Below are 25,573 nucleotides of genomic sequence, written 5' to 3' on the forward strand. Positions count from 1 at the left end.
ACGGGTGAAGAAGCCCGCCCCCCTCCTCGTCTACACCGTGCTGCGCCTGCTGGCGTTCCTCGTCCCGCTGGCCATCCTGTGGTTCTTCTTCCCGATCTTCCGCGAGTTCTGGTGGCTGGCCGCGATCTTCGCGGCTCTCATCGGCGCGAGCATCTCGATGCTGTTCCTCCGCACCCCGCTCTCCGACGCGTCCGCCCGCCTGCATGAGCGTCGGCAGGGCAAGGTCTCCGGCCGACAGGCCGACGCCGCGGCCGAAGACGAGCTCGTCGACGGCGCCTCCGACGACCGCCCCTGACGCAGGCCCGCCGTACACAGCTTCGGAGATCCGAGGCAGGTCCGATTGTTGGACCGGGTCTCAAAACTCTCGGCTAAACCATAGGTTCGACCGGCATCTCGGGCCCTGTGCCCGGCGAGGCGCGGGAGACGGCGAGCAGGTCAGCCGACGAAGGCCCAGAACAGGGCGCCGGCGTAGAGCAGCGAGGTGAGCGACGTCAGGGCGAGGGCGATGACCAGCTCCCGCGGCTGCCGGTAGGTCCAGACGATCACGATCGCGGGGAGGCCGGCGAGAAGGGCGAGCAGCGAGATCCAGGCGATCGGGAACAGCAACGCGAGGAACACGGCGATGCCGAACGGCACGAGCACGAAGAGCGTGAAGAGGACCTGTGTGGCGCGGCGGCCGATGAGGACCGTCAACGTGCGCTTGCCGACCTCTCGGTCCTGATCGATGTCGCGGAGGTTGTTGGCCAGCAGCACGGCGCAGGCGAACAGTCCGGCGGCGATCGCTCCCAGCCAGGCCTGCTGCGGGAGCATGAAGACCTGCACCCAGGTGGTGCCGAGAGTGGCGACGAGCCCGAAGAACACGAAGACGAAGACCTCGCCGAGGCCGTAGTACCCGTAGGGCCTCTTGCCCCCGGTGTAGAACCAGGCGGCGACGATGCAGGCCGCACCCACGGCGAGCATCCACCACTGCCCGGTCCGCACGACGATCGCGATACCGACCACCGCGGCGAGCGCGAAGAACACGAGTCCGATGACGAGCACCGTGCGCGGCTTCACCCGCCCGGAGGCCGTGAGCCGCGCCGGGCCGACCCGGTGGGCGTCGGTGCCGCGGATCCCGTCGCTGTAGTCGTTGGTGAAGTTCACGCCGATCTGCAGCAGGACCGCGACGGCGAGGCATGCGAGCGCGATCACCCAGTGGAACTCCGGCCCGGTGCTGCGCGCGGCTCCCGTGCCGATGACGACGGGGGCGATCGCCAGGGGCAGCGTGCGCAGACGAGCCGCGCCGATCCAGTCGCCGATCGTCACGGGACCCGCCTCGACGACCGGCCGCTTGGCCGGGTTGCCGCTGGTGCGCGGCGGGGTGCGCCGACCGGACTTCTTCTTGCGCTGGGAGGATGCTGCCACCCACGGAATCCTAGTCGTCGCGGCGAGGCGGCGAACTCAGCGGTGCGGGTTGCTGTCCTTGCCGTCGAGCCAGAGCTCGTCGGTCTTGTCGGCGTGCGCCCCGGTCGTGCCGACGTGCTTGTCGCTGATCTTCGGCCCCTTGAGGATGACGTGGACCATCGCCTGCGCGTGGCCGTGGCCGAGGCCGTACTCCTGCTTGAGCCAGTTCAGGACGACGGTGGACTTCGTGCTCTCGTCGAACCCCTGCTCCTGCGCGAGGGCGATGAACTGCCGCGGCGTGAGGCCGGTCTGGGTCTCGACCTTGTCGAGGTACGCCTGGAAGGACATGGTGGTCTCCGCTCTCAGTCCTCGTCGAGGAACGTCTGGATGATCGTGTCGGACGCGTGGATGCACAGGATCCGGAGGAGTCCGGTCCCCGCGTTGGTGAAGCCGTGCGGCGTGAAGGCGGGCGCGGTGGCGGTGTCTCCGGCTCGCGCGACGAGGACGTCGTCGCCGATCCGGATCCGCACCGTGCCCTCGAGCACGATCCAGGTCTCAGAGTAGGGGTGCCAGTGCAGCCCCGGCCCTTCTCCGGGCTGGTTCTCGACGAAGAAGTAGGAGACGGCGGCTCCGTGGTCGGCGCCGACGAATCGGCGGCTGCGCCCTGTGCCGATGCGGATCGCACCGCTCGGGACGAGGGGAGGAACGTGGATCTCGGTCATGACCCCAGTGTCGACAGCAGGCGTCGCACCTCCTAGAGTTTCGACGTGGATCGAAACTCCGCGCCGGTCGAGGGCGTCGACCACCCGGATCACCGGGTCGAGTTCCACCTGAGTGCCGGCGACATCCAGGCGGTGCGGTTCGGCATCTCCCCCGGGCACGAACTGGCGCATGCGGTGCGCGTGCTCCTCCGCCCGGCGGCGCACCCCCTGCAGTGGGGGTGGCTCCGCACCGCGCGGGAGTGGCTGCCTCGCGACGCCTTCGCGCTCCTGGCGACGGTGATCGGCGACGACGGCTACCTCCCGGACTTCCTCACCAGCACGCCGCGCGGCGACCTGACCCCCGAGGCGGAACTCACCGCACTGCGGAAGGCGGCACTCGACCCGCTGCGGGTCGACCTCGGCAAGCGGATCCAGCGCTCGACGGGTGCACAGCGTCAGGCCCTGCGCGACCTGTCCGCCCGGCCGGCGCGCGCCCGTGCGATGATCGCCGATGCCTGGGAGGAGGTCTGGGAGGCCGCGTTGGCACCGGCCTGGCCTCAGCTGGAGCGCCTCCTCCGGGCCGACATCGCCGTTCGCGCCCGGGCGATCGCGACGACCGGCATCGCCGGGATGGCCGGAGCCCTCCATCCCCAGGTCTCGTGGGGCGCGGGCGCGGTGCGGGTCTCGCTCCGCCGCCACAGCGAGGACGTGGACTGCCGCGGCAGCGGTCTGGTGCTGGTGCCCTCCGTCCTCTCGTCCTGGGGCTGCCTGGTGCTCACCGAGCCGCCGGCGCAGCCGACGCTGTTCTATCCCGCCCGTGGCGTGACCGCGGGGTGGGCACGGGACACCACCGAGACCGTGGCCGCCCTGGGCGCCCTGCTCGGCCCGGCGCGCGCCGGCATCCTCCTCACCGCGGGGACGCCCCGCACGACCTCGGAGGTGGCCGCCGATGCGGGGCTCGCGCTGTCGACGGCGTCACACCATCTCACCGTGCTGCGGGACGCCGGACTCGTGGTGAGCGAGCGGGAGGGCTCCCGCATGCAGCACGTGCGCACCCCCTTGGGCGAGGCGCTCGTCGGCGCGCTGCTCTGACGCCGCCCTACTCGGTGGTCGAGACCGGGATGATGGGACGGTGCTCGTAGTAGGTCTGCAGGACCACGGTCGTGCGGGTGCTCACGTTCGCCGCGAGCCGGACGTCGCGGACGAGCTGCTCCAGGTCGCGCGGCGTCGGCACCCGGACGAAGAGCATGTAGCTCGCGTCGCCGGCGATGGAGTGGCAGGCCTCGATCGCGTCGAGGTGCTCCAAAAGCTCGGGGGCGTTGTCGGGCTGGGCCGGATCGAGCGGGGTGATCTCGATGAAGGCGGACAACGGAGTGCCCGCCTGCTCGGGATCGAGGATCGCGCGGTAGCCGGTGATGACGCCGCGGGTCTCGAGCCGCCGCAGCCGGGACTGCACCGCCGACACCGACAGCCCGACGGCGTCGGAGAGCTGCGACAGCGTCGCCCGCCCGTCGCGGGAGATGGTCGCCAGGATCGCACGGTCGACAGAATCATCCATGGCTGTAAGATTATCGTCAGGATTCCGTTATCACCGGAATCTTTCCGTTTTTCACTGCGATCGGAGGTTCCGATGTCCCTCGTTTCCGCCAACAGTTCCGCTGTTCAGGCCGTCGTCGGCGAACCCGAGGTCGTCGAGGATGCGTCGATCGCGGAGAACTCCGCCGCCTGGGCACAGCTCAAGCAGGCCGCGATCGCCATCCGTGAGCTGCAGATCAAGGACGGCTCGATCCCTGGCGCTTCGACGAGCTCAGCGACCCAGGACCAGGCGACCGCCCTCGTCGGGCAGATCACCGCCGCGATCCGGGCACTCGCGCCCGCCTTCCCGCACGACGCGGACTACCTCGCCGCCTCCGTCGCCGACTTCGAGCGCTGGGCGTCCGAGGGCTTCGGCGTGCCCGACTTCCTCGACTCGCTCGTGGCGTTCCAGCCGCAGCAGCACCGCATCGACGGGATCCGCCACCTCGTGGTCTTCCCGATGTACACGCAGAACGGCTCCAGCGACCGCCTGGTCGAGGCGCTCATCGTCGAGACCATCTGGCCGGAGTTCATCGCCGCACTCGAGGCCGGCGACTACGGCAACAAGCTCTTCGTCTCGCTGCGCCTCGTGGACTTCACGCCCGGCTACGACACGAACTCCGCGGTGCTCTTCCCGGAGACCGTCGCCATGCGCGAGATCCCGACCTTCACCTGGGGCGCGATCTTCCAGGACCGTGAGGCCGCCCGTTACCGCCGCGTGGTCCGTGCGGCCTCGGAGATCACCAACCTCGACCTCCCCGAGCGCGCGGCGGCGATGCTGGACGATCAGGAGGTCGCAGAGAAGACCTTCGTGATGTGGGACATCATCCACGACCGCACCCACATGCGCGGAGACCTGCCCTTCGACCCGTTCATGATCAAGCAGCGGATGCCGTTCTTCCTCTACTCGCTGGAGGAGATGCGCTGCGACATGACGGCGTTCCGCGAGTCGGTGAAGATCGAGCGGGCGCTGGACGCCCGGGTCGCCGCGGGCGAGGAGCTCACGGAGACCGAGCGGGAGATGCACGAGTACGCGCACCTCGTGCAGTACGCCGTGATCTTCGACCGCATCTTCCGCTTCGCCATCACCGGTTCGCGCGTGCGCAACTACGACGCGGTCGGCGGCCAGCTCCTGTTCGCCTGGCTGCACCAGCGCGGCGTGCTGCACTGGACCGACACGGCGCTCGCCTTCGACTGGGAGAACGTGCCGGACGCCGTCGTGGCCCTGGGTGACGCGATCGACGACCTGTACTGGCACTCGATCGACCGCCCCAAGGTCGCGCACTGGCTCGCCGCCTACGAGCTGGTCCGCGGCACGCTGACCCCGCACCCTGCCTCGCAGTGGGCGCGCGGTCTGTCGGACGAGATCCTCGCCGGAGCACCGAAGGGCTACACCGACGCGGTCCTGGACGACGAGTTCCCGCTGTCGATGTTCTTCGAGACCCTCGACAAGAAGATGAAGCCGGTCATCGAGTCGACGGTCGGCATCCGCGGTACGGACGACTGATCCGCACCGCTCCGTTGTGACGCTGGGGCGCACCCCCTCTGCGGCCGGAGACCCGGATCCCGGGTCCGGCCGCAGAGGCATCTCCGACCGAGAGGACACCGCATGACGACGCCGAAGAGCCAGGGAGCCCGGGACCGGGTGGTCGTGCTGGCGGGGGCGACGAGCGCGGCGGGCCTCGCGGCGACGAGGGCGCTGCGCGACGCGGGGGCCCGGGTGCTCGCCACCGGCCGCACGGACGAGCGGCTGCGTCCGCTGGCCGAGGCGGGGGCGGAGACCGAGCTCGCCGATGCGACCTCCCTCGCCGAGATGACGGCGCTCGCCGCGCGGCTCGACGCCGTCGATGCGGTCGTGCCCCTCGTGGGCGGCTGGCGGGGCGGTGGCGGACTCGCCGGACAGACCGACGACGACTTCGCGGCGCTGCTGCCGGCGCTGGAGGCGGTGCGGGCGACGAGCCGCGCCTTCGACGGATCCCTCCGCGCCTCCGCTGCCGGACGATTCGCGATCGTGTCGTCGACCGCCGTTGCACGCCCCCTCGCCGGCGGAGCGAACTATGCAGCGGTCAAGGCGGCGAGCGAAGCGTGGACCCGCGCCGTCGCTCAGGGGTACGCCAAGGCGGCACGCGAGGGGGACGAACCGCTGCGGACCGCTGCCGTCGTGTTCCGCGCCAAGGCCCTCGATCCCGAGGCTCTCGCGGCGCGTCTCGTCGGGCTCTGGGACACCGACGCCGCAGACCTCAACGACCGGGTGCTCGACCTGGGCTGAGCCCCGCTCCTCGAACCGCCACCGAGGGCTCGGATCGTCACCGGGACTCGGGCGGTATGCCGGGGACGATCGGCGGGGCGTCGCGGAACGTGTCCGGTTCGCCGGTCGCTTCGTGTGCACCGTCGGCAGCCTGTTCGGGAGCCTCGTCGGGAGCCGGATCGGGCGCGGTCGCGTACAGCTCGGTGAGCGTGCGATACGACCGGGTGAAGAAGGCCAGGGTCGCGGCGACCACCATGATCAGACCCGCGAAGAGGCAGATGAGCGCGATGCCGCGCGCCTCACCTTCGCCGAGGAGCCACCCCCACTGCCGCTGCCCCTGCGCGCTGTCCATGTACGGGATCACGAGGAACTCGGCGATCGGGGCGATGAGGAACGCGGTGATCGGGGCCGCCGCCGCCTCCATCGCGGCCGCGGTGCCGAACACCCGTCCCTGGCGCGCGAACGGGACGACCTTCTGGATCACGGTCTGCTCCGCGGCCTCGACGGGCGGCACGAGCGCCATGTACACCCACATGCCGAGGACGTACAGCGGCCACCATTCGCGCAGCATGAAGATCGCCCCGAGGAGTCCCATCGCGATCACGATGAGCAGCATCGTGCGCACGGGCTTCCTGCCGAGGCCGAACTTGGCCACCAGTCCCCCGCCGATCAGGAAGCCGGTCGACGCGAAGGCCAGGGCGAACCCCCACATCTGCGCGTCGAAGAGCGTGAGCCCGTACGGATCCATGAGCGCCATGTAGACGCCGCCGATGAGGTTGTTGAAGGTCGAGAAGACGATGAGCGCGAACAGTCCGGGAGCTTGGCGGATCGCCTGGACGCTGCCGCGGAAGTCGACGGCGCTCTTCGCCTCCGGGTCGACCTCGGGCTCGGACTCCGGGATCCGGATGAACAGCAGGTGCGCGAAGGTGAGGGCCATCGCCACGATCGCGATCCCCAGAGTCCACCCCATGCCGAGGAAGCCGATGGAGAGGCCGGAGAAGACGCTCGTGACGAGGAAGGCGAGCCCCTGCACCGTGCCGACGAGACCGTTGGCGTTGGCGCGCTTCTCCTCCGGCACCAGCAGCGTCACCGTGGTGGACAGCGCGATGTTGCGGAGCTGCTCGATCACCCCGCCGAACAGGATGACGCCGGAGAACAGCCAGAACCACGGCCCGCCGAGGTCGAGCAGGGACGCCTCGGGCTGCCACAGGTAGAGGACGCCCGCGACGAGGAACGCCGCCGCCGAGATGACGCTCGACAGGAGCATGACGCGGTGCTTGCGATGACGGTCGACGATGGTGCCGAACACCATCGCGAAGAACGCGACGAACAGCATGTAGGCACCGCCGATGATGCCCGTGGCCAGCACCGACCGGGTCTCGATGTAGACCCAGAAGGTGAGGGCGAACCACAGGAAGCTCGTCGTGACGTTGGCGATCAACGTGTTGACGAGGACGTTCGCGAAAGCGGTCTTCGCCGCGCTGCGTTCCATGGGTTCGAGGGTAGAGCGGGCCTCGGACATCCGGTAGGGGAAGGCGATTAGGCTTGTCCGGTGAGCATCCCGCACGACCCCGCCATCCGGGGCTTCGCCAGTGACAACTACTCCGGCATCCACCCCGAGGTCCTGGCGGCCCTCGCGGCCGCGAACGGGGGCCATCAGGTGGCCTACGGCGAGGACGCCTACACCGCCCGCCTGCAGGAGGTGTTCCAGGCGCACTTCGGTGACACCGCCGCTGCGTACCCCGTGTTCAACGGCACCGGGGCGAACGTCACCGGTCTGCAGTCGATGCTGCCGCGCTGGGGTGCCGTGATCGCGGCCTCGACCGCGCACATCAACGTCGACGAGGGCGGAGCGCCGGAGAAGATCGGCGGCTTCAAGCTCCTCACCGTCCCCACCGACGACGGCAAGCTCACCCCCGAGCTCATCGACCGCGAGGCGTGGGGCTGGGGCGACGAGCACCGCGCGCAGCCGCTCGTGGTGTCGATCACGCAGTCCACCGAGCTCGGCACTCTGTACACCGCGGAGGAGATCCGCACGATCGCGGATCACGTCCACGCGCGCGGCATGAAGCTGCACGTCGACGGTGCGCGCCTGTCGAACGCGGCCGCCGCCCTCGATCTGCCGCTGCGGGCGTTCACGACCGACGCCGGGGTGGACGTGCTGACCTTCGGCGGCACGAAGAACGGCGCCATGCTCGGCGAGGCCATCGTCGTGCTGAACCCGGACGCCGCCGTGGGCCTCAACTACGCGCGCAAGTTCAACATGCAGCTCTCGTCGAAGATGCGCTTCGTCTCGGCGCAGCTCATCGCCCTGCTCGACGGCGACCTGTGGCTGCGGAACGCCCGGCACGCCAATGCCATGGCGGCCCGGCTCCGCGCGCGGATCGAGGACGGCCTCGCCGACGGATCGATCGTCGGGGTGGAGTTCACGCAGCCGACGCAGGCGAACGGCGTGTTCGCGACCCTGCCCGAGGGCGTCGCCGATCAGCTCCGCGACGTGTTCCGCTTCTACGACTGGGACGCCGCCCGCCGCGAGGTGCGCTGGATGTGCGGCTTCGACACCGAGGAGTCCGACGTCGACGCCTTCGTCGACGCCCTCGCCCGCCTCACCAGCCCCTGACCCCGCTCCGCACCCTGACGCGCCGAGACCCCGGGTTCGCGTCGAGACCCCGGGGTATCCGCGGGTCTATACCGGGGTGTGGGCGGGAAGCCGGGGTCTCGGCGGAGGGACGGCTACCGCTTCGACTTGCGGTAACCGGCCTTGACGGCGGCGCTCTCCGTGGAGAAGCACACCTCGGGCTTGGTCTTCGCGTAGTACGCCCCGCTCCGCACGTGGTAGATCATCGACTGCGCGTTGCCCTTGATGGGAGCCCAGGCGGGGCAGTTCCACGTGGAGACCGGCGTGGTGCGGGCGGGATACGTCACGGCGGCGGTCTGCGCGGAGGTGCGCGCGGCCGTGACGTAGCCGCTCTTCGTCCCGGTGACCTTGACCGTGATCCTGGACTTCACCATGGCCGCGGTGACGACCAGCGTGGAGCCGGTCGCCCGCGCGATCGCGCGACCGTTCAGGTACCACTGGTAGCTCAGCCGCGTGCCGCCGGTCCACGTCGACGCGACCGCCGTGAGACGGGAGCCCACGATCGCGGAGCCGGTGATCCGGGGCGTCGGCGCGGAGAGGATCCCCTTGACGGCGGCCGTCGGCTTCGAGCGCTTCGATGCTGCGGCGTACCCCGACTTGGTCCCGGAGACGACGACCGTCACCGGCTTCAGCGCCGCGGAGGACGGGATCTTGAAGGAGGTCCCGGTCGCTCGGGCGACGGCCACGCCGTCGACGTACCACTGGTAGGTCAACCGCGTCCCCGCCGTCCATGTCCCGGTCTTGACCTTGAGCGTCTGTCCGACTGTGGCGGTGCCGGTGATCGCGGGGGTCGGCGCGGTCAGCACCCGCAGCACGGCCGACGTCGCCGCGGACGCGACGGTCGCCGACGCGAAGGCCGCCTTCTTCCCGGTCACGCGCACCGTGATGCGGGCTCCCGCGTGCGCGGTGGTGAGGGTGAGCGACGACGCGGTGGCCTTCGAGATCGCGACGCCGTTCGCGTACCACTGGTATCCGAGCGCGGCGCCCGACGTCCACACCCCCGGCGCCGCACGGAGCGTCTGCCCGACCGTCGCCGTCCCGCTGATCGTGGGAACGGAGGTCTCCATCCGGTGCAGCGGCTCGAGCGCGGCGACGACTCCGGACTGCGTGGCCCCGGCGGCGAGCGTGATGGTCCGCGCCTTCTCGAAACGAGGAGCATCGTCCCACCACTCCGAGACCGCTCCCGCAGCTCCCGAGACGAAGGCCACGCGATACGCGCCCGCGGGCAGTCCGCCGACGGCGAAGGTGCCGGCGTCGGTCACGGGGGCGGCGGCACCCACCACGGTCCCCGCCCCCGAGACCGGGTAGACGGCGACGACGACGCGCTGCCCGGTGATATCGGTCCCCTTCGGCGCGGTCACGCTTCCGGAGATCAGGGCCGAGCGCTCGAGCTGCACGTCGCGGACGACGCCCTCGGCCCCGACCGCCAGGACCTCGCCGCTCTGCGGACCGCCCTGGTCGAAGACGGCGCGCCCCTCGGACACCACACCGAGGACGACGTCGCCCTGCGGCACGCGCAGGGAGTACGAGCCGTCGGTGACGGCAGCGGCCGCGACGGGGACTCCGGCGCCGGGAGCGTAGGCGGCGACGAAGGTGCGGCCCCGGGACACGTCGACGCCGGTCGGGAACGTGACGCGACCGGAGACGGTGGCGGTGCTCTCGGGGTCGGCCTGGCCGGGAGACGCGGCGACGTCCGCAGCCGCGGCGACCGCGGTGGGGAGCGCTTCCGCGACGCCGGGGAAGGCCGGGTCGAGCGCGGTCGTGGCCGCGGTCGCGGGTGTCGCGACGAAGACCAGACCGGAGGCGAGGAGGGCGGCGGCGACCGTGACGGCCAGCGCACGGAGACGGCGGAGCGGAGCGGCGAACGCCATGGGCATCCTTCGGGACGGACGCGGTCATCGACCGCGCGGATCAGGGCGTTCTGAGCAGATCACCTCCGTCATGAATACCGGTTCCCCCGCTCCGAAGACAAGCTTTCATCTTCCGCCGAGGCCCCCGGTTCTCGCCGAGACCCCGCCTTCAGCGCGCGGCGTAGCCGGGGTCTCGACGCGAACCCGGGGCCTCGGGGAGAAGAACGCGCGTCAGCGGAGGAGGCCGAGGCTGGCGAGCGCGTGGCGGATGAGGGTGCCGCGGCCGCCCTCCATCTCGGCGGCGACGGCGTCGGAGGCGGCGGCCTCCGGGGAGAACCACGTCACCTCGAGGGCGTCCTGGCGCGGCTCGCACGTCCCGGTCACGGGCACCACGAAGGCGAGGGAGACGGCGTGCTGGCGGTCGTCGTGATACGCGCTCACCCCCGGGATCGGGAAGTACTCGGCCACCGTGAACGGCAGCGGCTGCGGCGGCAGGAGCGGGAAGGCCATCGGACCGAGGTCGTTCTCGACGTGGCGGAACAACGCGTCGCGGATCGTCTCGCCGAAGCGCACCCGGCCCGACACGATCGTGCGTGTGATCTCGCCGAGCGGGGTGGACCGCAGCAGCACGCCGATCTCGGTGACCTGACCGGAGCCGTCCGTGCGCACGGGGATCGCCTCGACGTAGAGCATCGGAAGGTGGCGCCGGGCCTCTTCCAGCTCGACGTCGCTCAGCCAGCCGGGGTTCGCATCCGGCACCGGCGGGTTCGCATCGCGGAACGAACCGAGGCCCTCGTCTTCGGGCTCCGGCTCCGGATCGGGTGTGCGCACCGCCATGCCTCCTTTCTACCAGCCGTCCTCGTCGATGGCAGCACCGGCGCGAGCCCTGGCAGGATGACGGTGTGACCGAGAACCTGACGATCGACGATGCGGCGACGCGCTGGTCGCACACCGACCGCGCCGGGCTCCCGCTGCTCGTGCTGCTGCACGGGTACGGCGCCGACGAGCACGACCTCTTCGGCATCGTCCCGTATCTCCCCGCCGGCGTCGCCGTGGCCTCGGTCGCCGCACCACTGACCCCGCCGTGGCCGACCCCCGGTCGCTCCTGGTACCCGATCGAGGGGCTCGACGGACGCAGCTCCGCCGCCGTCACCCTCGCGGCGGAGGCGTTCCTGCGCTGGCTCGACGACGCCGCGGCGGACGCGCCGTCGGTGGCGCTGCTCGGGTTCTCCCAGGGCGCCGCGGTGTCACTCCAGGCCCTGCGGCTGGCCCCCGAACGGTTCGGCGCGGTCGTCGCGCTGAGCGGCTACGCCGCCCCGGACGCCCTCCCCGGCGATGCGTGCCTCGCGGAGGTCAGCCCCCCGGTGTTCTGGGGCCGCGGTTCCCACGACGACGTCATCCCCGCGCCGCTGATCGCCCACACGGCGCAATGGCTCCCCACGCACACGTCCCTGTCCGGTCGCGTCTACAGCGGACTGACCCACAGCATCTCCGAGGAGGAGCTCGGCGACGTGCACCGGTTCCTCACGACCTGGGTCGAGGGGATCGGCGCGGATCAGGCGGACGGGTCCCGGCCGTCCTGAGCGCCGTCAGCGGAGTCCGGGTCTTCGACATCGCCCTCCGCCGCGTCTCCCCTGCCGCCCGCGGAACCGCGGAACGCCACGGACAGGGCGACGCCGATCGCGAGACCGATCCCGATGCCGAGGATCCAGTTGCCCAGCGCCATCCCCATCGAGACACCGATGGCCATGCCCACCGCGAGACCGATGCCGAGGCCCGTCCGTGCGCGCATCTCGTCGGGACTGGGGTTCCGATCATCTGCCATGCCTCCACGGTACGAGCCGTCGCGCGGCCCCGCATCCCCGCGCGACGGACCGGCGACACGCCCGGGAGTTGCGCGGCGCGACACGCCCGGGTATCGTCGTGGCGTCCTGTCCGCCGTGTCTGGAAGTCCTTTGATCTGAATCGTCGCCTCCGCGCCCCTCTTCTCGCGCGCTGACCCGACGATCGCCGACTCCCCGGCAGACGCCCTCCTCCGCTCCCGTGACTCCACGGTCCGAAGGGCTCGGTGTCAGTGCACCCTCGCACTCGACAGGAGACACCCCATGTCACAGCCCTCTTCCTCGCACGCCGCCGTCGTCCTCGACCGCCTCTCCCTCACCTGGCCCGACGGCACGGTCGCCCTCGACGGCGTGTCCGGAGCCTTCGGCGCCGGGCGCACAGGACTGGTCGGCCGCAACGGCGCAGGCAAGTCCACGCTGCTCCGGCTGATCGCCGGGGAGCTCGCCCCCACCTCCGGAACCGTCACCACCTCGGGCGAGGTCGCCTTCCTCCCCCAGCAGCTCACCCTCGACGTGGACCGTCGGGTGTCCGACCTCCTCGGGGTGACGGCCGCCCTCGATGCCGTGCGGGCCATCACCGCCGGTGACGTCGACCCCGCGCACTTCGACGCGGTCGGCGACGACTGGGACATCGAGGCGCGGGCGGAGGCCTCCCTCGCGGAGGCCGGGCTCGCCCCCGCCTTCCTCGACCGCACGGTCGGTGAGCTGTCCGGAGGGGAGGCCGTGCTCGTCGCGATCGCCGGCATCCGGCTGCGCCGGGCTCCCATCACCCTCCTCGACGAGCCGACGAACAACCTCGACCGCGACGCCAGGGCGGCCCTCGCCGCGATGGTGCAGTCCTGGAAGGGCACGCTCATCGTCGTGAGCCACGACCTCGCTCTGCTCGAGCTCATGGACGACACCGCCGAGCTGTACGGAAGGAACCTCTCCGTGTTCGGCGGCCCCTACTCCGAGTGGCGCGCGTGGCTCGACGCGGAGCAGGACGCGGCGAAGCAGGCCGAGGTCGCCGCCGCCCAGGTGCTCCGCAAGGAGAAGCGGCAGCGGATCGAGGCCGAGGTCAAGCTCGCCCATCGGGCCCGGACCGCCAAGAAGGCCGAGGTCGAGAAGCGCGTCCCGAAGATCGTCGCGCACGGTCGGAAGATGGCCGCCGAGGTGTCCGCGGGGAGGCTGCGCACCGAGGTCGGCGCGAAGGAGGACGCGGCCCGCGCGGCACACGATGCCGCGGGGCGACGGGTCCGCTCCGACGCCTCGATGAAGATCGAGCTGCCGGACCCCGACGTGTCGCGGAGCCGGCGGATCGCCGAGCTCGGCGGACCGGAGCGGTCGTGGGTGATCCAGGGTCCGGAGCGCGTGGCCCTCATCGGCCGCAACGGCGCCGGCAAGACGACGCTGCTGGAGCGGTTGGTCTCCGGCGCCGCGCCCGACTCCGGAGACGAGGCGCGGGAGCGGCCGGAGCTCCGGGCGGAGGCGCTCACCGACCGGATCGGCTACCTGCCGCAGCGGGTGGACGGTCTCGACGAGGGCCTGTCCGTGTTCGCGAACGTGGCCGCCGCGGCACCCCAGGTCCCGGAGAAGGAGCTCCGCAACCGGCTCGCCCGGTTCCTCATCCGGGGCGGGACGACCGACCGCCCGGTGTCGGCGCTCTCCGGCGGGGAGAGGTTCCGGGTCGCCTTGGCCCGGCTACTCCTCACGGATCCGGCTCCGCACCTCGTCGTCCTCGACGAGCCGACGAACAACCTCGACCTCGACACGGTCGACCAGCTCGTCGAGGCGCTGCGGGCGTACCGCGGGGCGGTGCTCGTCGTGAGTCACGACGACGCCTTCCTCGCCCGGCTCGACCTCGACCTCACCCTGGAGATCGATGCCGACGGCGGGTTGCGGGAGGTCGGGTGACGTCATCCGTCGTTCCGTCTGCACGACCCGGGTCCGCCCGCACGACCGGAACCGTGGTTCCGTCGTGCGGGCGGAACGAGGTCGTGCGGGTGGCGCAGCCGGGTGTCAAGGTCCGGGCCGGATGTCGGTGGGGTCGGGAATGATGGAGGCATGAGCGACGTGCTCGACCGCTTCACCCCGGCCACACAGGACTGGTTCCGGGGTGCCTTCACCGCACCCACGCCGGCGCAGGCGGGCGCGTGGGAGGCGATCTCCGCCGGCAAGCACGCCCTCGTCGTCGCTCCGACGGGCTCCGGCAAGACCCTGTCGGCGTTCCTCTGGGCGATCGACAGCGTGTTCCGCGAGCGCGCCGACCTCCCGGAGGAGCCGAAGAAGGACGGGTCCCGCACGCGGATCCTGTACATCTCCCCGCTCAAGGCCCTCGGCGTCGACGTGGAGCGCAACCTGCGCTCGCCCCTCATCGGCATCGGGCAGTCCGCGCGGCGACTCGGTCTCACCGCCCCCGGCATCACGGTGGGCGTCCGCTCCGGTGACACCACGTCGAGCGATCGCCGCAAGCTCGTGTCCGATCCGCCCGACATCCTCATCACGACGCCCGAGTCGCTGTACCTCATGCTCACGAGCCGGGCCGGCGACACCCTGCGCGACGTGCACACGGTCATCATCGACGAGGTGCACGCGGTCGCCGCCACCAAGCGCGGCGCGCACCTCGCGGTGAGCCTGGAGCGCCTCGATGCCCTCCGCCGATCCCACGGCGCGGAGACCGCGGCGCAGCGCATCGGCCTCTCGGCGACCGTCCGCCCGATCGACGAGGTGGCGCGGTTCCTCGGCGGCGCCGACCCGGTCGAGATCGTCGCTCCCCCGGCATCGAAGACCTTCGAGCTCGGCGTCGTCGTGCCGATGGACGACATGACCAACCCGCCACCCCCGCCCGGGGCGCCGCCGGAGGCCCCGGGGATCGATGCGGAGTACACCGAGGTCACCGGCTCGGTGTGGCCGCACGTCGAGGAGGCGATCGTCGACCGCATCCTCCAGAACAACTCGACCATCGTCTTCGCGAACTCCCGCCGCCTCGCCGAACGGCTGACCGGACGGTTGAACGAGATCTATGCGGAGCGGATCGGGGTCGCTCTTCCGGAGCCGACCGTGCCCGCCGCGATGATGGCACAGGCGGGGTCCACCGCCGGCGCCGATCCCGTGCTCGCCAAGGCTCACCACGGCTCGGTGTCGAAAGAGCAGCGCGCACAGGTCGAGGAGGAGCTGAAGTCGGGGGTGCTCCGCTGCGTGGTCGCCACGAGCAGCCTGGAGCTCGGCATCGACATGGGCGCCGTCGACCTCGTGATCCAGGTCGAGGCGCCGCCGTCCGCGGCCTCCGGGCTCCAGCGCGTGGGACGGGCCGGGCACCAGGTCGGCGAGATCAGCCGCGCGGCCCTGTTCCCCAAGCACCGCGGGGACGTGCTGCACACCGCGATCGTGACGGAGCGGATGCTCGCGGGGAAGATCGAGGCCATCCAGGTGCCGCGGAACCCGCTCGACATCCTCGCCCAGCAGACCGTCGCGGCCAGCGCCCTCGGAGCGATCAGCGTCGAGGAGTGGTTCGAGACCGTCCGCCGTTCCGCCCCGTTCCAGTCGCTCCCCCGCTCCGCGTACGAGGCCACGCTCGACCTGCTGGCCGGCCGCTTCCCCTCCGACGAGTTCGCCGAGCTGCGCCCGCGCCTGGTCTGGGATCGCGACGCCGGCACGCTCACGGGCCGCCCGGGGGCACAGCGGATCGCGGTCACCAGCGGCGGCACCATTCCCGACCGGGGGCTGTTCGGCGTCTTCGTGGCCGGCGAGTCCACGGGCGCCCGAGTGGGCGAGCTCGACGAGGAGATGGTCTACGAGTCCCGCGTCGGCGACGTCTTCACCCTGGGCACCACGAGCTGGCGCATCGCCGAGATCACCCACGACCGGGTCAACGTCATCCCCGCCTACGGCCAGCCCGGCAAGGTGCCGTTCTGGCACGGCGACGGCATCGGCCGCCCGTTCGAGCTGGGCGAGGCGCTCGGGGCGTTCTCCCGCGAGGTGTCCGCCGCGAAGCCGGAGAAGGCGGAGCAGCGGCTCATCGCGGCCGGACTCGACGAGCAGGCGCGCGCCAACCTCCTCGCGCATCTCTCCGAGCAGCGGGAGGCCACGGGCACCCTGCCGACGGACCGTACGCTCACCGTGGAGCGCGGACACGACGAGGTCGGCGACTGGCGCGTCATCCTGCATTCCCCGTACGGCATGAAGGTGCATGCGCCCTGGGCGCTCGCCATCAATGCGCGCGTGCGGGAGCGTCTCGGCGTCGAGGGCTCCGCGGTGGCGAGCGACGACGGCATCATCGTGCGCATCCCCGACGCCGAGTCCGAGCCGCCCGGTGCGGAGCTCTTCGTGTTCGATCCGGACGAGCTCGAGCAGCTCGTCACGCAGGAGGTCGGAGGCTCGGCGCTGTTCGCCTCGCGGTTCCGCGAGTGCGCCGCGCGGGCGCTGCTCATGCCCCGCACGAACCCCAATCGCCGCACGCCGCTCTGGCAGCAGCGCCAGCGCTCGGCCCAGCTCCTCGAGGTCGCCCGCCGGCATCCCACCTTCCCCGTGATCCTGGAGACCCTGCGCGAGGTGCTGCAGGACGTCTACGACCTGCCGTCGCTCCGGAAGCTCGCGACCAGCATCGCCGACCGCCGCATCCGCCTCGTCGAGACCCAGCCGGGACAGCCGTCGCCCTTCGCGCGCGACCTCCTCTTCGGCTACGTCGGCGCGTTCATGTACGAGGGCGACTCGCCGCTGGCCGAGCGCCGAGCGGCCGCCCTGTCCGTCGATCCCGCGCTGCTCGGCGAGCTGCTGGGCACGGTCGAGCTGCGCGAGCTCCTCGACCCCGACGTCATCGCGCAGTTCGAGCGCGAGGCCCAGCGCCTCGACCCGGAGCGTCGGGCGCGCGGCCTGGAGGGCGTCGCCGACCTGCTCCGGCTGCTCGGACCGCTCGACGCCGACGAGGTGGCGGCACGCCTCGATCCGGAGTCCACCGGCGGAGCGACCGCGGCGACGCTGCTCGACGACCTCGTGACCGCGCGGCGGGCCATCCCCGTCACGATCGCCGGGGTGGTCAGGGTCGCCGCGATCGAGGACGCCGGGCGCCTGCGCGACGCGCTCGGCGCGGCCCTGCCGACCGGCATCCCCGTGGCCTTCCTCGAGCCCCTGGCGGATCCCCTCGGCGACCTCGTGGTCCGTCACGCCCGCACCCACGGCCCGTTCACCACCGCGTCCGTCGCCGAGCGCTTCGGTCTCGGTAACGCGGTCGCCCGGCACACCCTGCAACGCCTGGAGACGAACGGCCGCCTCACGAGCGGGTACTTCCTCCCCACCGCGGCCGGCAGCGGCGACGACATCGAGTGGTGCGACACCGAGGTGCTGCGGCGGCTGCGCATGCGGTCACTCGCGGCCATCCGCGGGTCCGTCGAGCCGGTCTCCCCGGAGGCCTATGCGCGGTTCCTGCCGGACTGGCAGCATCTCGGTCGACCCCTGGAGGGCATCGACGGCGTACTCACGGTGATCGAGCAGTTCGCCGGCGTCCCGATCCCCGCCAGCGCCTGGGAGTCGCTCGTCCTGCCGTCGCGGGTGCGTGACTACACCCCGGCGATGCTCGACGAGCTCACGGCCGCAGGCGAGGTGATCTGGTCGGGACACGGCACGCTCCCCGGGCGCGACGGATGGGTCTCGCTGCACCCGGCCGATCTCGCCCCGTTCACCCTCCCCGATCCGGACGCGGAGATCGCCGCGGAGTCGCTGGAGGCGCGCCTCCTCGCGGCCCTCGCGGCGGGCGGCGCCTACTTCGCCGCGCAGCTCAAGGAGATGACCGGCGCCGAGAACGAGCAGTCGGTGCTGGAGGCCCTGTGGTCGCTGACGTGGTCCGGGCACGTCACCAACGACACCTTCGCGCCGATCCGCTCGCTGCTGACCGGGGGCTCCCAGGCCCACAAGGTCAAGCGCCGCGCCCCGCGTGCGCGCACCTATCGCGGCATGTCGCTCACGCGCACGGCTCCTCGCCCGACCTCCATCGGCGGTCGCTGGTCGCTGCTCCCCGAGGTCGAGACCGATCCGGCGCGGCGCGCGACCGTCACCGCCGGACTGTTCCTCGACCGCTACGGGGTGGTCACCCGCGGAGCCGTGCAGTCGGAGGGCGTCCCCGGCGGATTCGCCCAGGCGTACCGCGTGCTGGCCGGGTTCGAGGAGGCGGGGCACTGCCGCCGCGGCTACGTGATCGAGAAGCTCGGCGCCGCGCAGTTCGCCGCCTCCGCCACGGTCGACCGTCTCCGCACGTACGCCGGTCTTGCCGATCCGCCGCCGCGGAAGGCCGTCACTCTGGCGGCCACCGACCCGGCGAACCCGTACGGCGCGGCGCTCGGGTGGCCGAAGCTCGAGGGCGTCTCGCATCGCCCGGGGCGCAAGGCCGGGGGCCTCGTGGTGCTCGTCGACGGTGCCCTCGTCCTGTCGCTCGAGCGCGGCGGACGGACCGTGCTGTGCTTCACGGACGACGAGGAGGTACTGCAGGCCGCCGCCGCCGACCTCGCGACGACGGCCAGGGACCGCCGCCTCGACACCCTCACCGTCGAGAAGGTGAACGGCGAGGGGGTCTACGGCACCGTCCTCGGGCGGGCCCTGCAGGAGGCGGGCTTCGTGCAGACGCCGCGCGGCTTCACGCTCCGCAAGGCCGTCTGACCCGGCCTCACCACGACCACCACCGACCCACCCCTACCCTGGAGCCATGATCCGAGAGTTCGCCGCCGGCGTCCGCACCCTGTTCCGCGGCTTCGGCGTGTGGCGCACTCGTCCGGGCCTGATGGCGCTCGGGCTCGTCCCCGCGATCATCGCGCTCGTGCTCCTCGCCGCCGTCCTCGTGCCGCTGATCCTGTCGATGCCCTCGCTGTCGGCCTGGCTCACCCCCTTCGCCGACGGATGGGTCGAGCCCTGGCGCGGGTTCCTGCGGACCGCGGTCAGCCTCGTGGTGGTCGCCGCGGCGCTCGCGCTGGCCAGTTCGGTGTTCAGCGCCCTCACCCTCACGATCGGCGACCCGTTCTACCAGCGGATCTGGCACGCCGTGGAGAAGGACCTCGGCGACCCGCCTCCCGTCGACGGCGGCAGTTTCTGGACCACCGTCGGTGAAGGTCTCCGACTGGTCGTGCTCGGCATCCTCATCGCCCTCCTCGTGCTCCTCGTCGGCCTCGTGCCCGGTGTCGGCGGCGTCCTCGGCGCGGTGTCCGGCGTGGTCCTCACGGGCCGCCTGCTCGCGCGGGAGCTGACCGGTCGAGCCTTCGATGCGCGCGATCTCAGCCCCGCCGCCCGCGCCGCGCTGTTCTCCGGCAGTCGCGCCCGCGTGCTCGGCTTCGGCGTCGCCACCCAGCTCTGCTTCCTCATCCCGGGCGGCGCCGTCGCCGTGATGCCGGCCGCGGTCGCGGGAAGCACGATGCTGGCGCGCGACATGCAGGCCCGCACCCCGCTCGCGGTCGCCACCCCCGCACCGGCGCCGGGACGGCACGACCGCACGACCGGGATCGCCTGATGCCTGAGGGCGATACCGTCTTCCGCACGGCCCGCCGCCTGGACGAGGCCCTCGCGGGCGGCGAGGTCACGCGCTTCGACCTCCGCGTGCCGCGCTTCGCGACCCTCGATCTGACCGGACAGCGCGTGCAGGGCGCCGTCCCTCGCGGGAAGCACCTACTGCTGCGGATCGGCGAGAGCACGCTGCATTCGCATCTGCGCATGGACGGCGCCTGGTTCGTGTACCGGCCCGGCGAGAAGTGGCGGCATCCCGCGTTCAAGGTGCGGGCGATCGTGGGCACGGCGGAGCGCGAGGCGGTCGGCGTGGACATCGCCGACGTCGAGGTCGTCCCCACCCGCGATGAAGACGACCTCGTCGGCTACCTCGGCCCCGACCCCCTCGCCGCCGACTGGGACCCGATCGAGGCCGCGCGCCGACTCGGCGCCGACACCCGGGCCATCCACGTCGCCCTGCTCGATCAACGCAACGTCGCGGGCTTCGGCAACGAGTACGCGGCAGAACTCCTGTTCCTCCGCGGAATCCTGCCGACCACTCCGACCCCGGAGGTCGACGTCGCCGCCCTCCTCGACCTGGGCGTGCGGACCATCCGCGCGAACCGCGACCGCCGCAACCGCACCTTCACCGGCATCGACCGCCCAGGGCAGGCGACGTGGGTCTACGGACGCGCCGGACGCCCCTGCCGACGCTGCGGAACCCTCATCCGCCGCGGGGAGCTGGGGGCCGATCCGACCCGCGAGCGGATCACGTTCTGGTGCCCTCGGTGTCAGCGTTGAGCCGTATCCATCCGCGGGAATGAATCTCCCCCTCCCGTGGTTGTTGATATATCCGGAGAACTCCGGAGCACGGGAGGAATCGTGGGCAAGAACTACGTCGACATCGAGAACGACCACGGAGCGACGCTGCGGTACCGCAAGCACGCCAACGGTCGCGGTCTCGTCGCGCATGGCGCCAAGGTGCATCCGAAGGCGCACATCGAGGCGGGAGCCTACATCGAACCGGGAGCACGCGTCGGAGCGGGGGCCATCGTCGCCCGCGGTGCGTGGGTGGACGAGGACGCCGTGATCGGCGAGGGCGCGTACATCGACGCCCACGCGCACGTCGGCCAGGGCGCGGCGGTCGGCGATCACGCGCACGTCGGCGTCCGCACCGACATCGGCGCCGGGGCCCGCATCGTGCGAGGCGCCCGCATCGGCGACGACGAGACGGTCGCGGCGGGGCTCACCGTCGCCACCGATCAGAAGGGTCTCTGGCTGGCGGCCTGACCGCTCTCAGAGCAGTCGCCGCTCCGAGGCCCACGCGGTGAGCTCGTGGCGGGAGGAGAGCTGCAGCTTGCGCAGCACGGACGACACGTGCGTCTCGACGGTCTTGATCGAGATGAAGAGGGCTGCGGCTACTTCTTTGTACGCGTAGCCGCGGGCGATCAGTCGCATCACCTCCTGCTCGCGCGAGGAGAGGCGGTCGAGCTCGTCCGTCGCGGTGGCGGTCTCGCCGGCCACGGCGCCGAACGCGTCGAGCACGAATCCCGCGAGCCGCGGCGAGAACACCGCGTCCCCCTCGGCGACGGCGTGCACGGCCTCGCTCACCTCGCGGCCCGATGACCCCTTGGTGATGTAGCCGCGTGCCCCGGCCCGGATCACCCGCACGACGTCGGCCGCCGCATCGGAGACGCTCAGGGCGAGGAACCGCGTCGTGGACGGTCGCGTCCCTCGGATCACGGCCTCCCCACCCGTCGCGTCGTCGCCCCCACCGCCAGGGAGGTGCACATCGAGGAGCACCACGTCCGGGGTCGTCTCCACGATCACGGCGATCGCGGAGGGCACGTCCGCCGCCTCGCCCACGACCTCGACGCTCGCATCGAGATCGGCCCGCAGGCCGGAGCGGAAGATGGAGTGGTCGTCGACGATCACGACGCGGAGACGGTCAGCCACGGGGCTCCTGTCGGATCGGTCCCCGCTCCGGGGACGAGATGGTGGGCAGGCGCAGATGCACCTCGGTACCGGCGTCGGCGCTGCGCACCGACCCCGTGCCGCCCGCGCGACGCAGCCGCCCGATGATCGACTCCCGCACGCCGAGCCGATCGCCGGGCACCTCGTCGAGCCGGAATCCGGGACCGCGGTCGCGGACGAACACGTCGACGCCGTCGACACGACCCTCGATGTAGACGGAGATCTCGCCGCCCGCATGCCGGGCGGCGTTCAGCATCGCCTCCCGGGCCGCGGCCGCCAGTTCCCCGCTCGCCCGCTCCGCCGACAGCCCGGCCGAGACCACCTCGATCCGGACCGGATGGTCGATCTCGAGCGCTCCGGCGTAGTCGCGCAGGTCGGTCGGCAGGTCGCTGTCCGCCGGAGCATCGCCGTCGTACAGCCAGGCACGCAGCTCTCGCTCCTGCGCGCGGGCCAGCCGTGCCGCCTCGCTCGATGCCCCGGCCCGGTTCTGGATGAGGGCGAGCGTCTGCAGCACCGAGTCGTGCAGGTGGGCGGCCATGACGCTGCGCTGCTCCTCCCGGATGCGGCGCACGCGCTCCCCCGCCAGCTCCCGCCAGCGCGGGATGAGGGCCGAGGCCACCACCGCCACCAGCCCGGCCAGCGGGAGCAGCACGAGCACGACACCCGAGCGCGCGATCGGCCACGAGAGGAGCAGGAGGACCACGAGGCCGAGGATGAGCACCGCGAGGATGCGGACGGTGGTGGTGTGCCGAGGGCCGCGGGCCGTGTCGGTGCGATCGATGAGCGTGGCCCACAGCCCGGAGGCGGTCGCGCACAGCGTGGTGCTGCCGACGACCACGGCCGCCATTCCCGGAGGGATCGAGCCGTTCAGCCAGTCGCTGCCCCCGCGCCACACCACGACGACGAGGGCACCGACGGCCGCGGGGACCAGCAGGAGCCAGGCGACCGGGAGGCGATGCGTCGGCGCCGTCGTCCCCTCCGTCCACGGCATGAAGGTCCAGCACCAGGCGTACAGGAGCACACCCGCGCCGCCGCAGAGCGTCAGGGCGACGAACAGCGCCCGCACCAGCCCGACGCGCACACCGAGGTGGCGTGCGAGCCCGGCGCTCACTCCGGTCACGAGAGCATCGCGATCACGGGTCAGCGCCGGACGCGCGGTCGCCGGCGCGGGGCCGGGGAGCGTGGAGACGGCGGAGGGCATACGGTCATCCAATCATCCGCCTCCGCTCTCCGGGACCTCCCTGTCGCGGAATCAGGGTGCGCTCAGGGGATCCCCCCATGGCCCCGCGGCGCCGCCGACCGCGAGGATCGACTCATGACGATTCCGACCGCTCCGCCACCGCCCGCCGACCACGAGGCACCGGCACCGGAAGCCCCCCGCCGACCGCGCGGCGCCGACCGGTTCCTGCTGTGGGTCGCCGGCCTCGGGGTGGTGCGCACCGACGGCTGGCTCGGCGGTGTCGCGGCGGGCATCGCGATCCGCCTCCGCATCGATCCGCTGATCGTGCGCGGGGTCCTCGTCGTCGCCGCCCTCTTCGGTCTTCCGGCCCTGTTCCTGTACGCCCTCGCCTGGGCGGTGCTGCCGGACGTCGACGGCCGCGTGCATCTGCGTGATCTGCTGCAGCGCCGGTACGACCCCGTGCAGCTCGGCATCCTCGCCCTCGCCGTGATCGGCCTCTTCCCGACGGCGCCGCTCGCCGGGCGCCTGTTCGGCCTCGGCTACGACGGCTGGTCGGCACTGTCGACGGTCACCTGGGTGGTCGGGCTCGTGCTCGCCGCCGCCTTGCTCTTCCTCATCGTGCGTGCCGCGCGCCGCACTCCGGGCGCTTCCGCGCCGGATCCGGCGGGGGCTTCCGCAGATCCGGCGGCCCCGGCCGCGTCCGCCCCCGACGCGGGTTCGGGTCCCGCCACGGGGGCGGACGCCATTCCCTCCATGGCGACGGATGGTCCGGTCTCGGTACCGCTCGCCGACGCCGTCGGGCACGACGTCCTCGCCATTCCCGCACCTCCCGCACCCCTGCCTCCGGGCACCCAGGACCCCGCCGCGCTGGAGGCCTGGCGCGCCCAGCACGCCGCCTGGAAGGAGCAGGATCAGGCCTGGCGCCGCCAGCAGCAGGATGCGGAGCGAGCCGCACGCGACCAGCTCCGCCGGGAGCGTCAGGCCGAGGCGGCCGTGTTCGCCGCCGCAGCCGCGGAGCGCCGACGTATCCGCCGCGCGTCGAATCCGCGCGCCGGCTTCGCCTTCGTCATGACCGCCCTCGGACTCGCGATCGTCGTCGGCGCCGGCGTGGGACTCGCCGTCGGTGAAGCTTTCGGCGGCGCGCTGGGGCTGTTGTCCGGCGCGCTGGTCCTGGCCCTGGCGATGATCACGGCCGGAGCCCTCCGTCGCCGCAGCGGCGCCCTGGCCTTCCTCACCGTGGTGACGCTGGCCGCGGGTCTCCTCACGGGCTTCCTGTCCACGATGCCCGGCCTCACCCTCGGGTACGCCTCTCTCACGAACAGCCAGGAGGCGCACGTCCGACAGCCGTTCGGCGACCTGTACCTGCAGCTCCACCGGCACGACGGCGGCCCCCGCCCGATCGAGATCGAGAAGGGGTCGGGGCGGACCGAGATCTTCGTCGACGCCGGCGTACAGCTGCAGCTCCGCGGCACCGTCGGCGACGGAGTGGAGGTGAGCTGGCTCCGCGTCGATCCGGACGATCCGATGGTCATGGACACCGGCGTCATCGCCGCCACGCCGCGGGGTGACGAGAACGTCATCTCCGCGAACATCTCCGCCGAGGAGGGCAGTCCCTCGACGATCCAGCCCGTGACCATCGACCAGGCGAGCGGCGTCATCGTCGTGACCTTGCAGGAGCCCGAGGAGGGCCAGGAATGAGCACCGAGACCGTCACCGCACCCCGGGTGCGCTGGGCAGCCGTCATCTGGGGGACGACCTTCGCCGCGATCGCCGCGGGGGCGCTGTGGTTCCTCACCGATACGGAGCGCCGCGCCGCGCTGGCCGACGGCGTCGGGACGATGACTCCCGCCACCCTGCTCACGATCGTGCTCCTCACGGCGGGGGCCTTGTTCCTCGTCGGCGGTGTCGCCGGACTGGTCCGGCGGACCCAGCGGAACTCCCCCGCCGAGGACTCGGAGGACGCCGAGTAGCCTGGATCCCATGGCGCACCAGGGACGACGACCCGCGAAGGGCTCCGGCAAGGGCTCACCCGCCCACCGGGGCCGTGCCGGGGGCAGCGGCTCACGCCAGGGGAAGCCGGCTCCGCGCCGCGCACCCCGCGCCGAGAAGGTGGTGTTCGACGCACCGACCGCCGCACCCGAGGAGCCGCGGACGTTCCGCCTCGGCGCCGTGCCCGGAGCGACGCCGGGCAAGTGGATCGACACGTGGAAGCGGCGCCTGCCCCACGTGGCCCTCGAACTCGTCCCGATCGAGGTCTCCGGGCAGCGAGAGGCGCTCGACGATCTCGACGCCGCCCTCGTGCGCCTCCCGCTGGACGACGACGCCCTGCACGTCATCCCGCTGTACGGCGAGGTCCCGGTCGTCGTGGCCTCGACCGATTCGCACCTGCTCGCGGCGGACGAGCTGACGACCGCCGACCTCGACGGCGAGGTGCTGCACTCCCTGTCCGACGACGTGCTCGGGCCGATGGAGGTGCCGGGCACCATCCCCCCACGCGGCGGCCCCCTGTCGACCGCCGACGCGATCGCCACGGCGGCGACGGGTGTCGGCATCGTCCTCGTGCCGATGTCGCTGGCCCGACTGCACCACCGGAAGGACGCCGACTACCGGGTCCTCGCCGACGGCCCGGTCTCGACGGTCGCCCTCGCCTGGCCGCGCGACCGGACCACGCCCGACGTCGAGACGTTCGTCGGGATCGTCCGAGGACGCACCGCGAACTCGTCCCGCTGAGCCGTCAGGACCG

The 25,573-nt window shown here is 72.2% G+C and carries 24 protein-coding genes; 14 read left to right on the plus strand and 10 right to left on the minus strand.

The features are described 5' to 3' along the window. The first annotated feature begins 4 nt into the window (after positions 1–4). Positions 5–295, plus strand: a complete 291-nt coding sequence (locus BV453_RS11090; protein WP_249521593.1) for a DUF4229 domain-containing protein — start codon at positions 5–7, stop codon at positions 293–295. A gap of 140 nt (positions 296–435) precedes the next feature. Here BV453_RS11090 and BV453_RS11095 read toward each other — a convergent pair whose 3' ends face one another. From BV453_RS11095 to BV453_RS11105, 3 genes are read right to left on the minus strand one after another with little or no spacing between them, the layout of a single operon-like run. Then, positions 436–1,404: a 1,4-dihydroxy-2-naphthoate polyprenyltransferase gene (locus BV453_RS11095; protein ID WP_249521594.1), complete on the minus strand. Its 969-nt coding sequence runs from the start codon at positions 1,402–1,404 to the stop codon at positions 436–438. A 36-nt stretch (positions 1,405–1,440) separates the two neighbouring features. Then, positions 1,441–1,731, minus strand: a complete 291-nt coding sequence (locus tag BV453_RS11100; protein WP_062765313.1) for a DUF4287 domain-containing protein — start codon at positions 1,729–1,731, stop codon at positions 1,441–1,443. Between the two features lie 14 nt (positions 1,732–1,745). Beyond that, complete coding sequence (locus BV453_RS11105) at positions 1,746–2,105, minus strand: cupin domain-containing protein (RefSeq protein ID WP_060922392.1); 360 nt, start codon at positions 2,103–2,105, stop codon at positions 1,746–1,748. Between the two features lie 45 nt (positions 2,106–2,150). On the opposite strand from BV453_RS11105, the gene BV453_RS11110 reads away from it, so the two are divergent. After that, the gene (locus BV453_RS11110; RefSeq protein WP_249521595.1) at positions 2,151–3,176 is read left to right on the plus strand and encodes a DUF5937 family protein; all 1,026 of its coding nucleotides are present in this window, start codon (positions 2,151–2,153) and stop codon (positions 3,174–3,176) included. Between the two features lie 7 nt (positions 3,177–3,183). Here BV453_RS11110 and BV453_RS11115 read toward each other — a convergent pair whose 3' ends face one another. Beyond that, positions 3,184–3,642, minus strand: a complete 459-nt coding sequence (locus BV453_RS11115; RefSeq protein ID WP_062765321.1) for an Lrp/AsnC family transcriptional regulator — start codon at positions 3,640–3,642, stop codon at positions 3,184–3,186. Between the two features lie 72 nt (positions 3,643–3,714). On the opposite strand from BV453_RS11115, the gene BV453_RS11120 reads away from it, so the two are divergent. After that, positions 3,715–5,166 carry a DUF6421 family protein gene (locus tag BV453_RS11120; protein ID WP_249521596.1) on the plus strand — a complete coding sequence of 484 codons (1,452 nt, stop codon included), beginning with the start codon at positions 3,715–3,717 and terminating at the stop codon, positions 5,164–5,166. A 102-nt stretch (positions 5,167–5,268) separates the two neighbouring features. Then, complete coding sequence (locus tag BV453_RS11125) at positions 5,269–5,928, plus strand: SDR family oxidoreductase (RefSeq protein ID WP_249521597.1); 660 nt, start codon at positions 5,269–5,271, stop codon at positions 5,926–5,928. Positions 5,929–5,965: 37 nt separating this feature from the next. Here BV453_RS11125 and BV453_RS11130 read toward each other — a convergent pair whose 3' ends face one another. Further along, the gene (locus BV453_RS11130; RefSeq protein ID WP_249521598.1) at positions 5,966–7,399 is read right to left on the minus strand and encodes an MFS transporter; all 1,434 of its coding nucleotides are present in this window, start codon (positions 7,397–7,399) and stop codon (positions 5,966–5,968) included. A 60-nt stretch (positions 7,400–7,459) separates the two neighbouring features. On the opposite strand from BV453_RS11130, the gene BV453_RS11135 reads away from it, so the two are divergent. Further along, a complete protein-coding gene (locus BV453_RS11135; protein ID WP_249521599.1) occupies positions 7,460–8,527 on the plus strand; it encodes a low specificity L-threonine aldolase in 1,068 nt (355 codons plus the stop codon). Positions 8,528–8,640: 113 nt separating this feature from the next. On the opposite strand, the gene BV453_RS11140 is transcribed toward BV453_RS11135, so the two are convergent. Further along, entirely contained in the window at positions 8,641–10,416 is a 1,776-nt protein-coding gene (locus tag BV453_RS11140) for a hypothetical protein (RefSeq protein ID WP_249521600.1), read from the minus strand. Positions 10,417–10,626: 210 nt separating this feature from the next. Continuing rightward, positions 10,627–11,232, minus strand: coding sequence for a DUF4916 domain-containing protein (locus BV453_RS11145; RefSeq protein WP_025102462.1), 606 nt, complete (start codon positions 11,230–11,232; stop codon positions 10,627–10,629). A gap of 65 nt (positions 11,233–11,297) precedes the next feature. Between BV453_RS11145 and BV453_RS11150 the strand changes: the two genes are divergently transcribed. Continuing rightward, positions 11,298–11,978 (plus strand): alpha/beta hydrolase, encoded by a 681-nt coding sequence (locus tag BV453_RS11150; protein WP_062765346.1) that lies wholly within the window; start codon positions 11,298–11,300, stop codon positions 11,976–11,978. On the opposite strand, the gene BV453_RS11155 is transcribed toward BV453_RS11150, so the two are convergent. Further along, positions 11,951–12,220 carry a hypothetical protein gene (locus BV453_RS11155; protein WP_126893276.1) on the minus strand — a complete coding sequence of 90 codons (270 nt, stop codon included), beginning with the start codon at positions 12,218–12,220 and terminating at the stop codon, positions 11,951–11,953. The genes BV453_RS11150 and BV453_RS11155 overlap by 28 nt on opposite strands. Before the next feature lie 280 nt (positions 12,221–12,500). Between BV453_RS11155 and BV453_RS11160 the strand changes: the two genes are divergently transcribed. From BV453_RS11160 to BV453_RS11180, 5 genes are all read left to right on the plus strand, one after another. Further along, positions 12,501–14,129, plus strand: a complete 1,629-nt coding sequence (locus BV453_RS11160) for an ABC-F family ATP-binding cassette domain-containing protein (RefSeq protein ID WP_249521601.1) — start codon at positions 12,501–12,503, stop codon at positions 14,127–14,129. 150 nt (positions 14,130–14,279) lie between these two features. Continuing rightward, positions 14,280–18,863: an ATP-dependent helicase gene (locus BV453_RS11165; protein WP_249521602.1), complete on the plus strand. Its 4,584-nt coding sequence runs from the start codon at positions 14,280–14,282 to the stop codon at positions 18,861–18,863. Positions 18,864–18,909: 46 nt separating this feature from the next. Beyond that, the gene (locus BV453_RS11170; protein ID WP_249521603.1) at positions 18,910–19,704 is read left to right on the plus strand and encodes an EI24 domain-containing protein; all 795 of its coding nucleotides are present in this window, start codon (positions 18,910–18,912) and stop codon (positions 19,702–19,704) included. Further along, on the plus strand, positions 19,704–20,477 hold the full coding sequence (locus tag BV453_RS11175) for a DNA-formamidopyrimidine glycosylase family protein (protein WP_249521604.1): 774 nt from the start codon (positions 19,704–19,706) through the stop codon (positions 20,475–20,477). The genes BV453_RS11170 and BV453_RS11175 overlap by 1 nt, the downstream gene beginning before the upstream one ends. Positions 20,478–20,558: 81 nt before the next feature. Further along, a complete protein-coding gene (locus tag BV453_RS11180; protein WP_025102471.1) occupies positions 20,559–20,966 on the plus strand; it encodes a DapH/DapD/GlmU-related protein in 408 nt (135 codons plus the stop codon). Between the two features lie 6 nt (positions 20,967–20,972). Here the strand turns inward: BV453_RS11180 and BV453_RS11185 are convergent, their stop codons facing one another. Then, a complete protein-coding gene (locus BV453_RS11185) occupies positions 20,973–21,632 on the minus strand; it encodes a response regulator transcription factor (protein WP_249521605.1) in 660 nt (219 codons plus the stop codon). Continuing rightward, the gene (locus BV453_RS11190; protein ID WP_249521606.1) at positions 21,625–22,851 is read right to left on the minus strand and encodes an ATP-binding protein; all 1,227 of its coding nucleotides are present in this window, start codon (positions 22,849–22,851) and stop codon (positions 21,625–21,627) included. The genes BV453_RS11185 and BV453_RS11190 overlap by 8 nt, the downstream gene beginning before the upstream one ends. A 114-nt stretch (positions 22,852–22,965) precedes the next feature. On the opposite strand from BV453_RS11190, the gene BV453_RS11195 reads away from it, so the two are divergent. Genes BV453_RS11195 through BV453_RS11205 form a run of 3 tightly spaced genes read left to right on the plus strand, consistent with a single transcriptional unit; the run spans position 22,966 to position 25,560 of the window. Next, on the plus strand, positions 22,966–24,528 hold the full coding sequence (locus BV453_RS11195; RefSeq protein ID WP_249521607.1) for a PspC domain-containing protein: 1,563 nt from the start codon (positions 22,966–22,968) through the stop codon (positions 24,526–24,528). Continuing rightward, the gene (locus tag BV453_RS11200; protein ID WP_249521608.1) at positions 24,525–24,800 is read left to right on the plus strand and encodes a hypothetical protein; all 276 of its coding nucleotides are present in this window, start codon (positions 24,525–24,527) and stop codon (positions 24,798–24,800) included. The genes BV453_RS11195 and BV453_RS11200 overlap by 4 nt, the downstream gene beginning before the upstream one ends. A 10-nt stretch (positions 24,801–24,810) precedes the next feature. Beyond that, positions 24,811–25,560, plus strand: a complete 750-nt coding sequence (locus tag BV453_RS11205) for a LysR substrate-binding domain-containing protein (protein ID WP_249521609.1) — start codon at positions 24,811–24,813, stop codon at positions 25,558–25,560. The last annotated feature ends 13 nt before the right edge of the window (positions 25,561–25,573 follow it).

This window comes from Microbacterium sp. ER1, assembly GCF_023383675.1.
Taxonomy (GTDB): domain Bacteria; phylum Actinomycetota; class Actinomycetes; order Actinomycetales; family Microbacteriaceae; genus Microbacterium.

Bases quoted from the DNA above. Each gene is read 5' to 3' on its own strand.
- BV453_RS11100 (WP_062765313.1), bottom strand. From the start codon at position 1,731: ATGTCCTTCCAGGCGTACCTCGACAAGGTCGAGACCCAGACCGGCCTC.
- BV453_RS11105 (WP_060922392.1), bottom strand. From the start codon at position 2,105: ATGACCGAGATCCACGTTCCTCCCCTCGTCCCGAGCGGTGCGATCCGC.
- BV453_RS11115 (WP_062765321.1), bottom strand. From the start codon at position 3,642: ATGGATGATTCTGTCGACCGTGCGATCCTGGCGACCATCTCCCGCGAC.
- BV453_RS11120 (WP_249521596.1), top strand. From the start codon at position 3,715: ATGTCCCTCGTTTCCGCCAACAGTTCCGCTGTTCAGGCCGTCGTCGGC.
- BV453_RS11125 (WP_249521597.1), top strand. From the start codon at position 5,269: ATGACGACGCCGAAGAGCCAGGGAGCCCGGGACCGGGTGGTCGTGCTG.
- BV453_RS11130 (WP_249521598.1), bottom strand. From the start codon at position 7,399: ATGGAACGCAGCGCGGCGAAGACCGCTTTCGCGAACGTCCTCGTCAAC.
- BV453_RS11140 (WP_249521600.1), bottom strand. From the start codon at position 10,416: ATGGCGTTCGCCGCTCCGCTCCGCCGTCTCCGTGCGCTGGCCGTCACG.
- BV453_RS11145 (WP_025102462.1), bottom strand. From the start codon at position 11,232: ATGGCGGTGCGCACACCCGATCCGGAGCCGGAGCCCGAAGACGAGGGC.
- BV453_RS11155 (WP_126893276.1), bottom strand. From the start codon at position 12,220: ATGGCAGATGATCGGAACCCCAGTCCCGACGAGATGCGCGCACGGACG.
- BV453_RS11160 (WP_249521601.1), top strand. From the start codon at position 12,501: ATGTCACAGCCCTCTTCCTCGCACGCCGCCGTCGTCCTCGACCGCCTC.
- BV453_RS11165 (WP_249521602.1), top strand. From the start codon at position 14,280: ATGAGCGACGTGCTCGACCGCTTCACCCCGGCCACACAGGACTGGTTC.
- BV453_RS11170 (WP_249521603.1), top strand. From the start codon at position 18,910: ATGATCCGAGAGTTCGCCGCCGGCGTCCGCACCCTGTTCCGCGGCTTC.
- BV453_RS11175 (WP_249521604.1), top strand. From the start codon at position 19,704: ATGCCTGAGGGCGATACCGTCTTCCGCACGGCCCGCCGCCTGGACGAG.
- BV453_RS11190 (WP_249521606.1), bottom strand. From the start codon at position 22,851: ATGCCCTCCGCCGTCTCCACGCTCCCCGGCCCCGCGCCGGCGACCGCG.
- BV453_RS11195 (WP_249521607.1), top strand. From the start codon at position 22,966: ATGACGATTCCGACCGCTCCGCCACCGCCCGCCGACCACGAGGCACCG.
- BV453_RS11200 (WP_249521608.1), top strand. From the start codon at position 24,525: ATGAGCACCGAGACCGTCACCGCACCCCGGGTGCGCTGGGCAGCCGTC.
- BV453_RS11205 (WP_249521609.1), top strand. From the start codon at position 24,811: ATGGCGCACCAGGGACGACGACCCGCGAAGGGCTCCGGCAAGGGCTCA.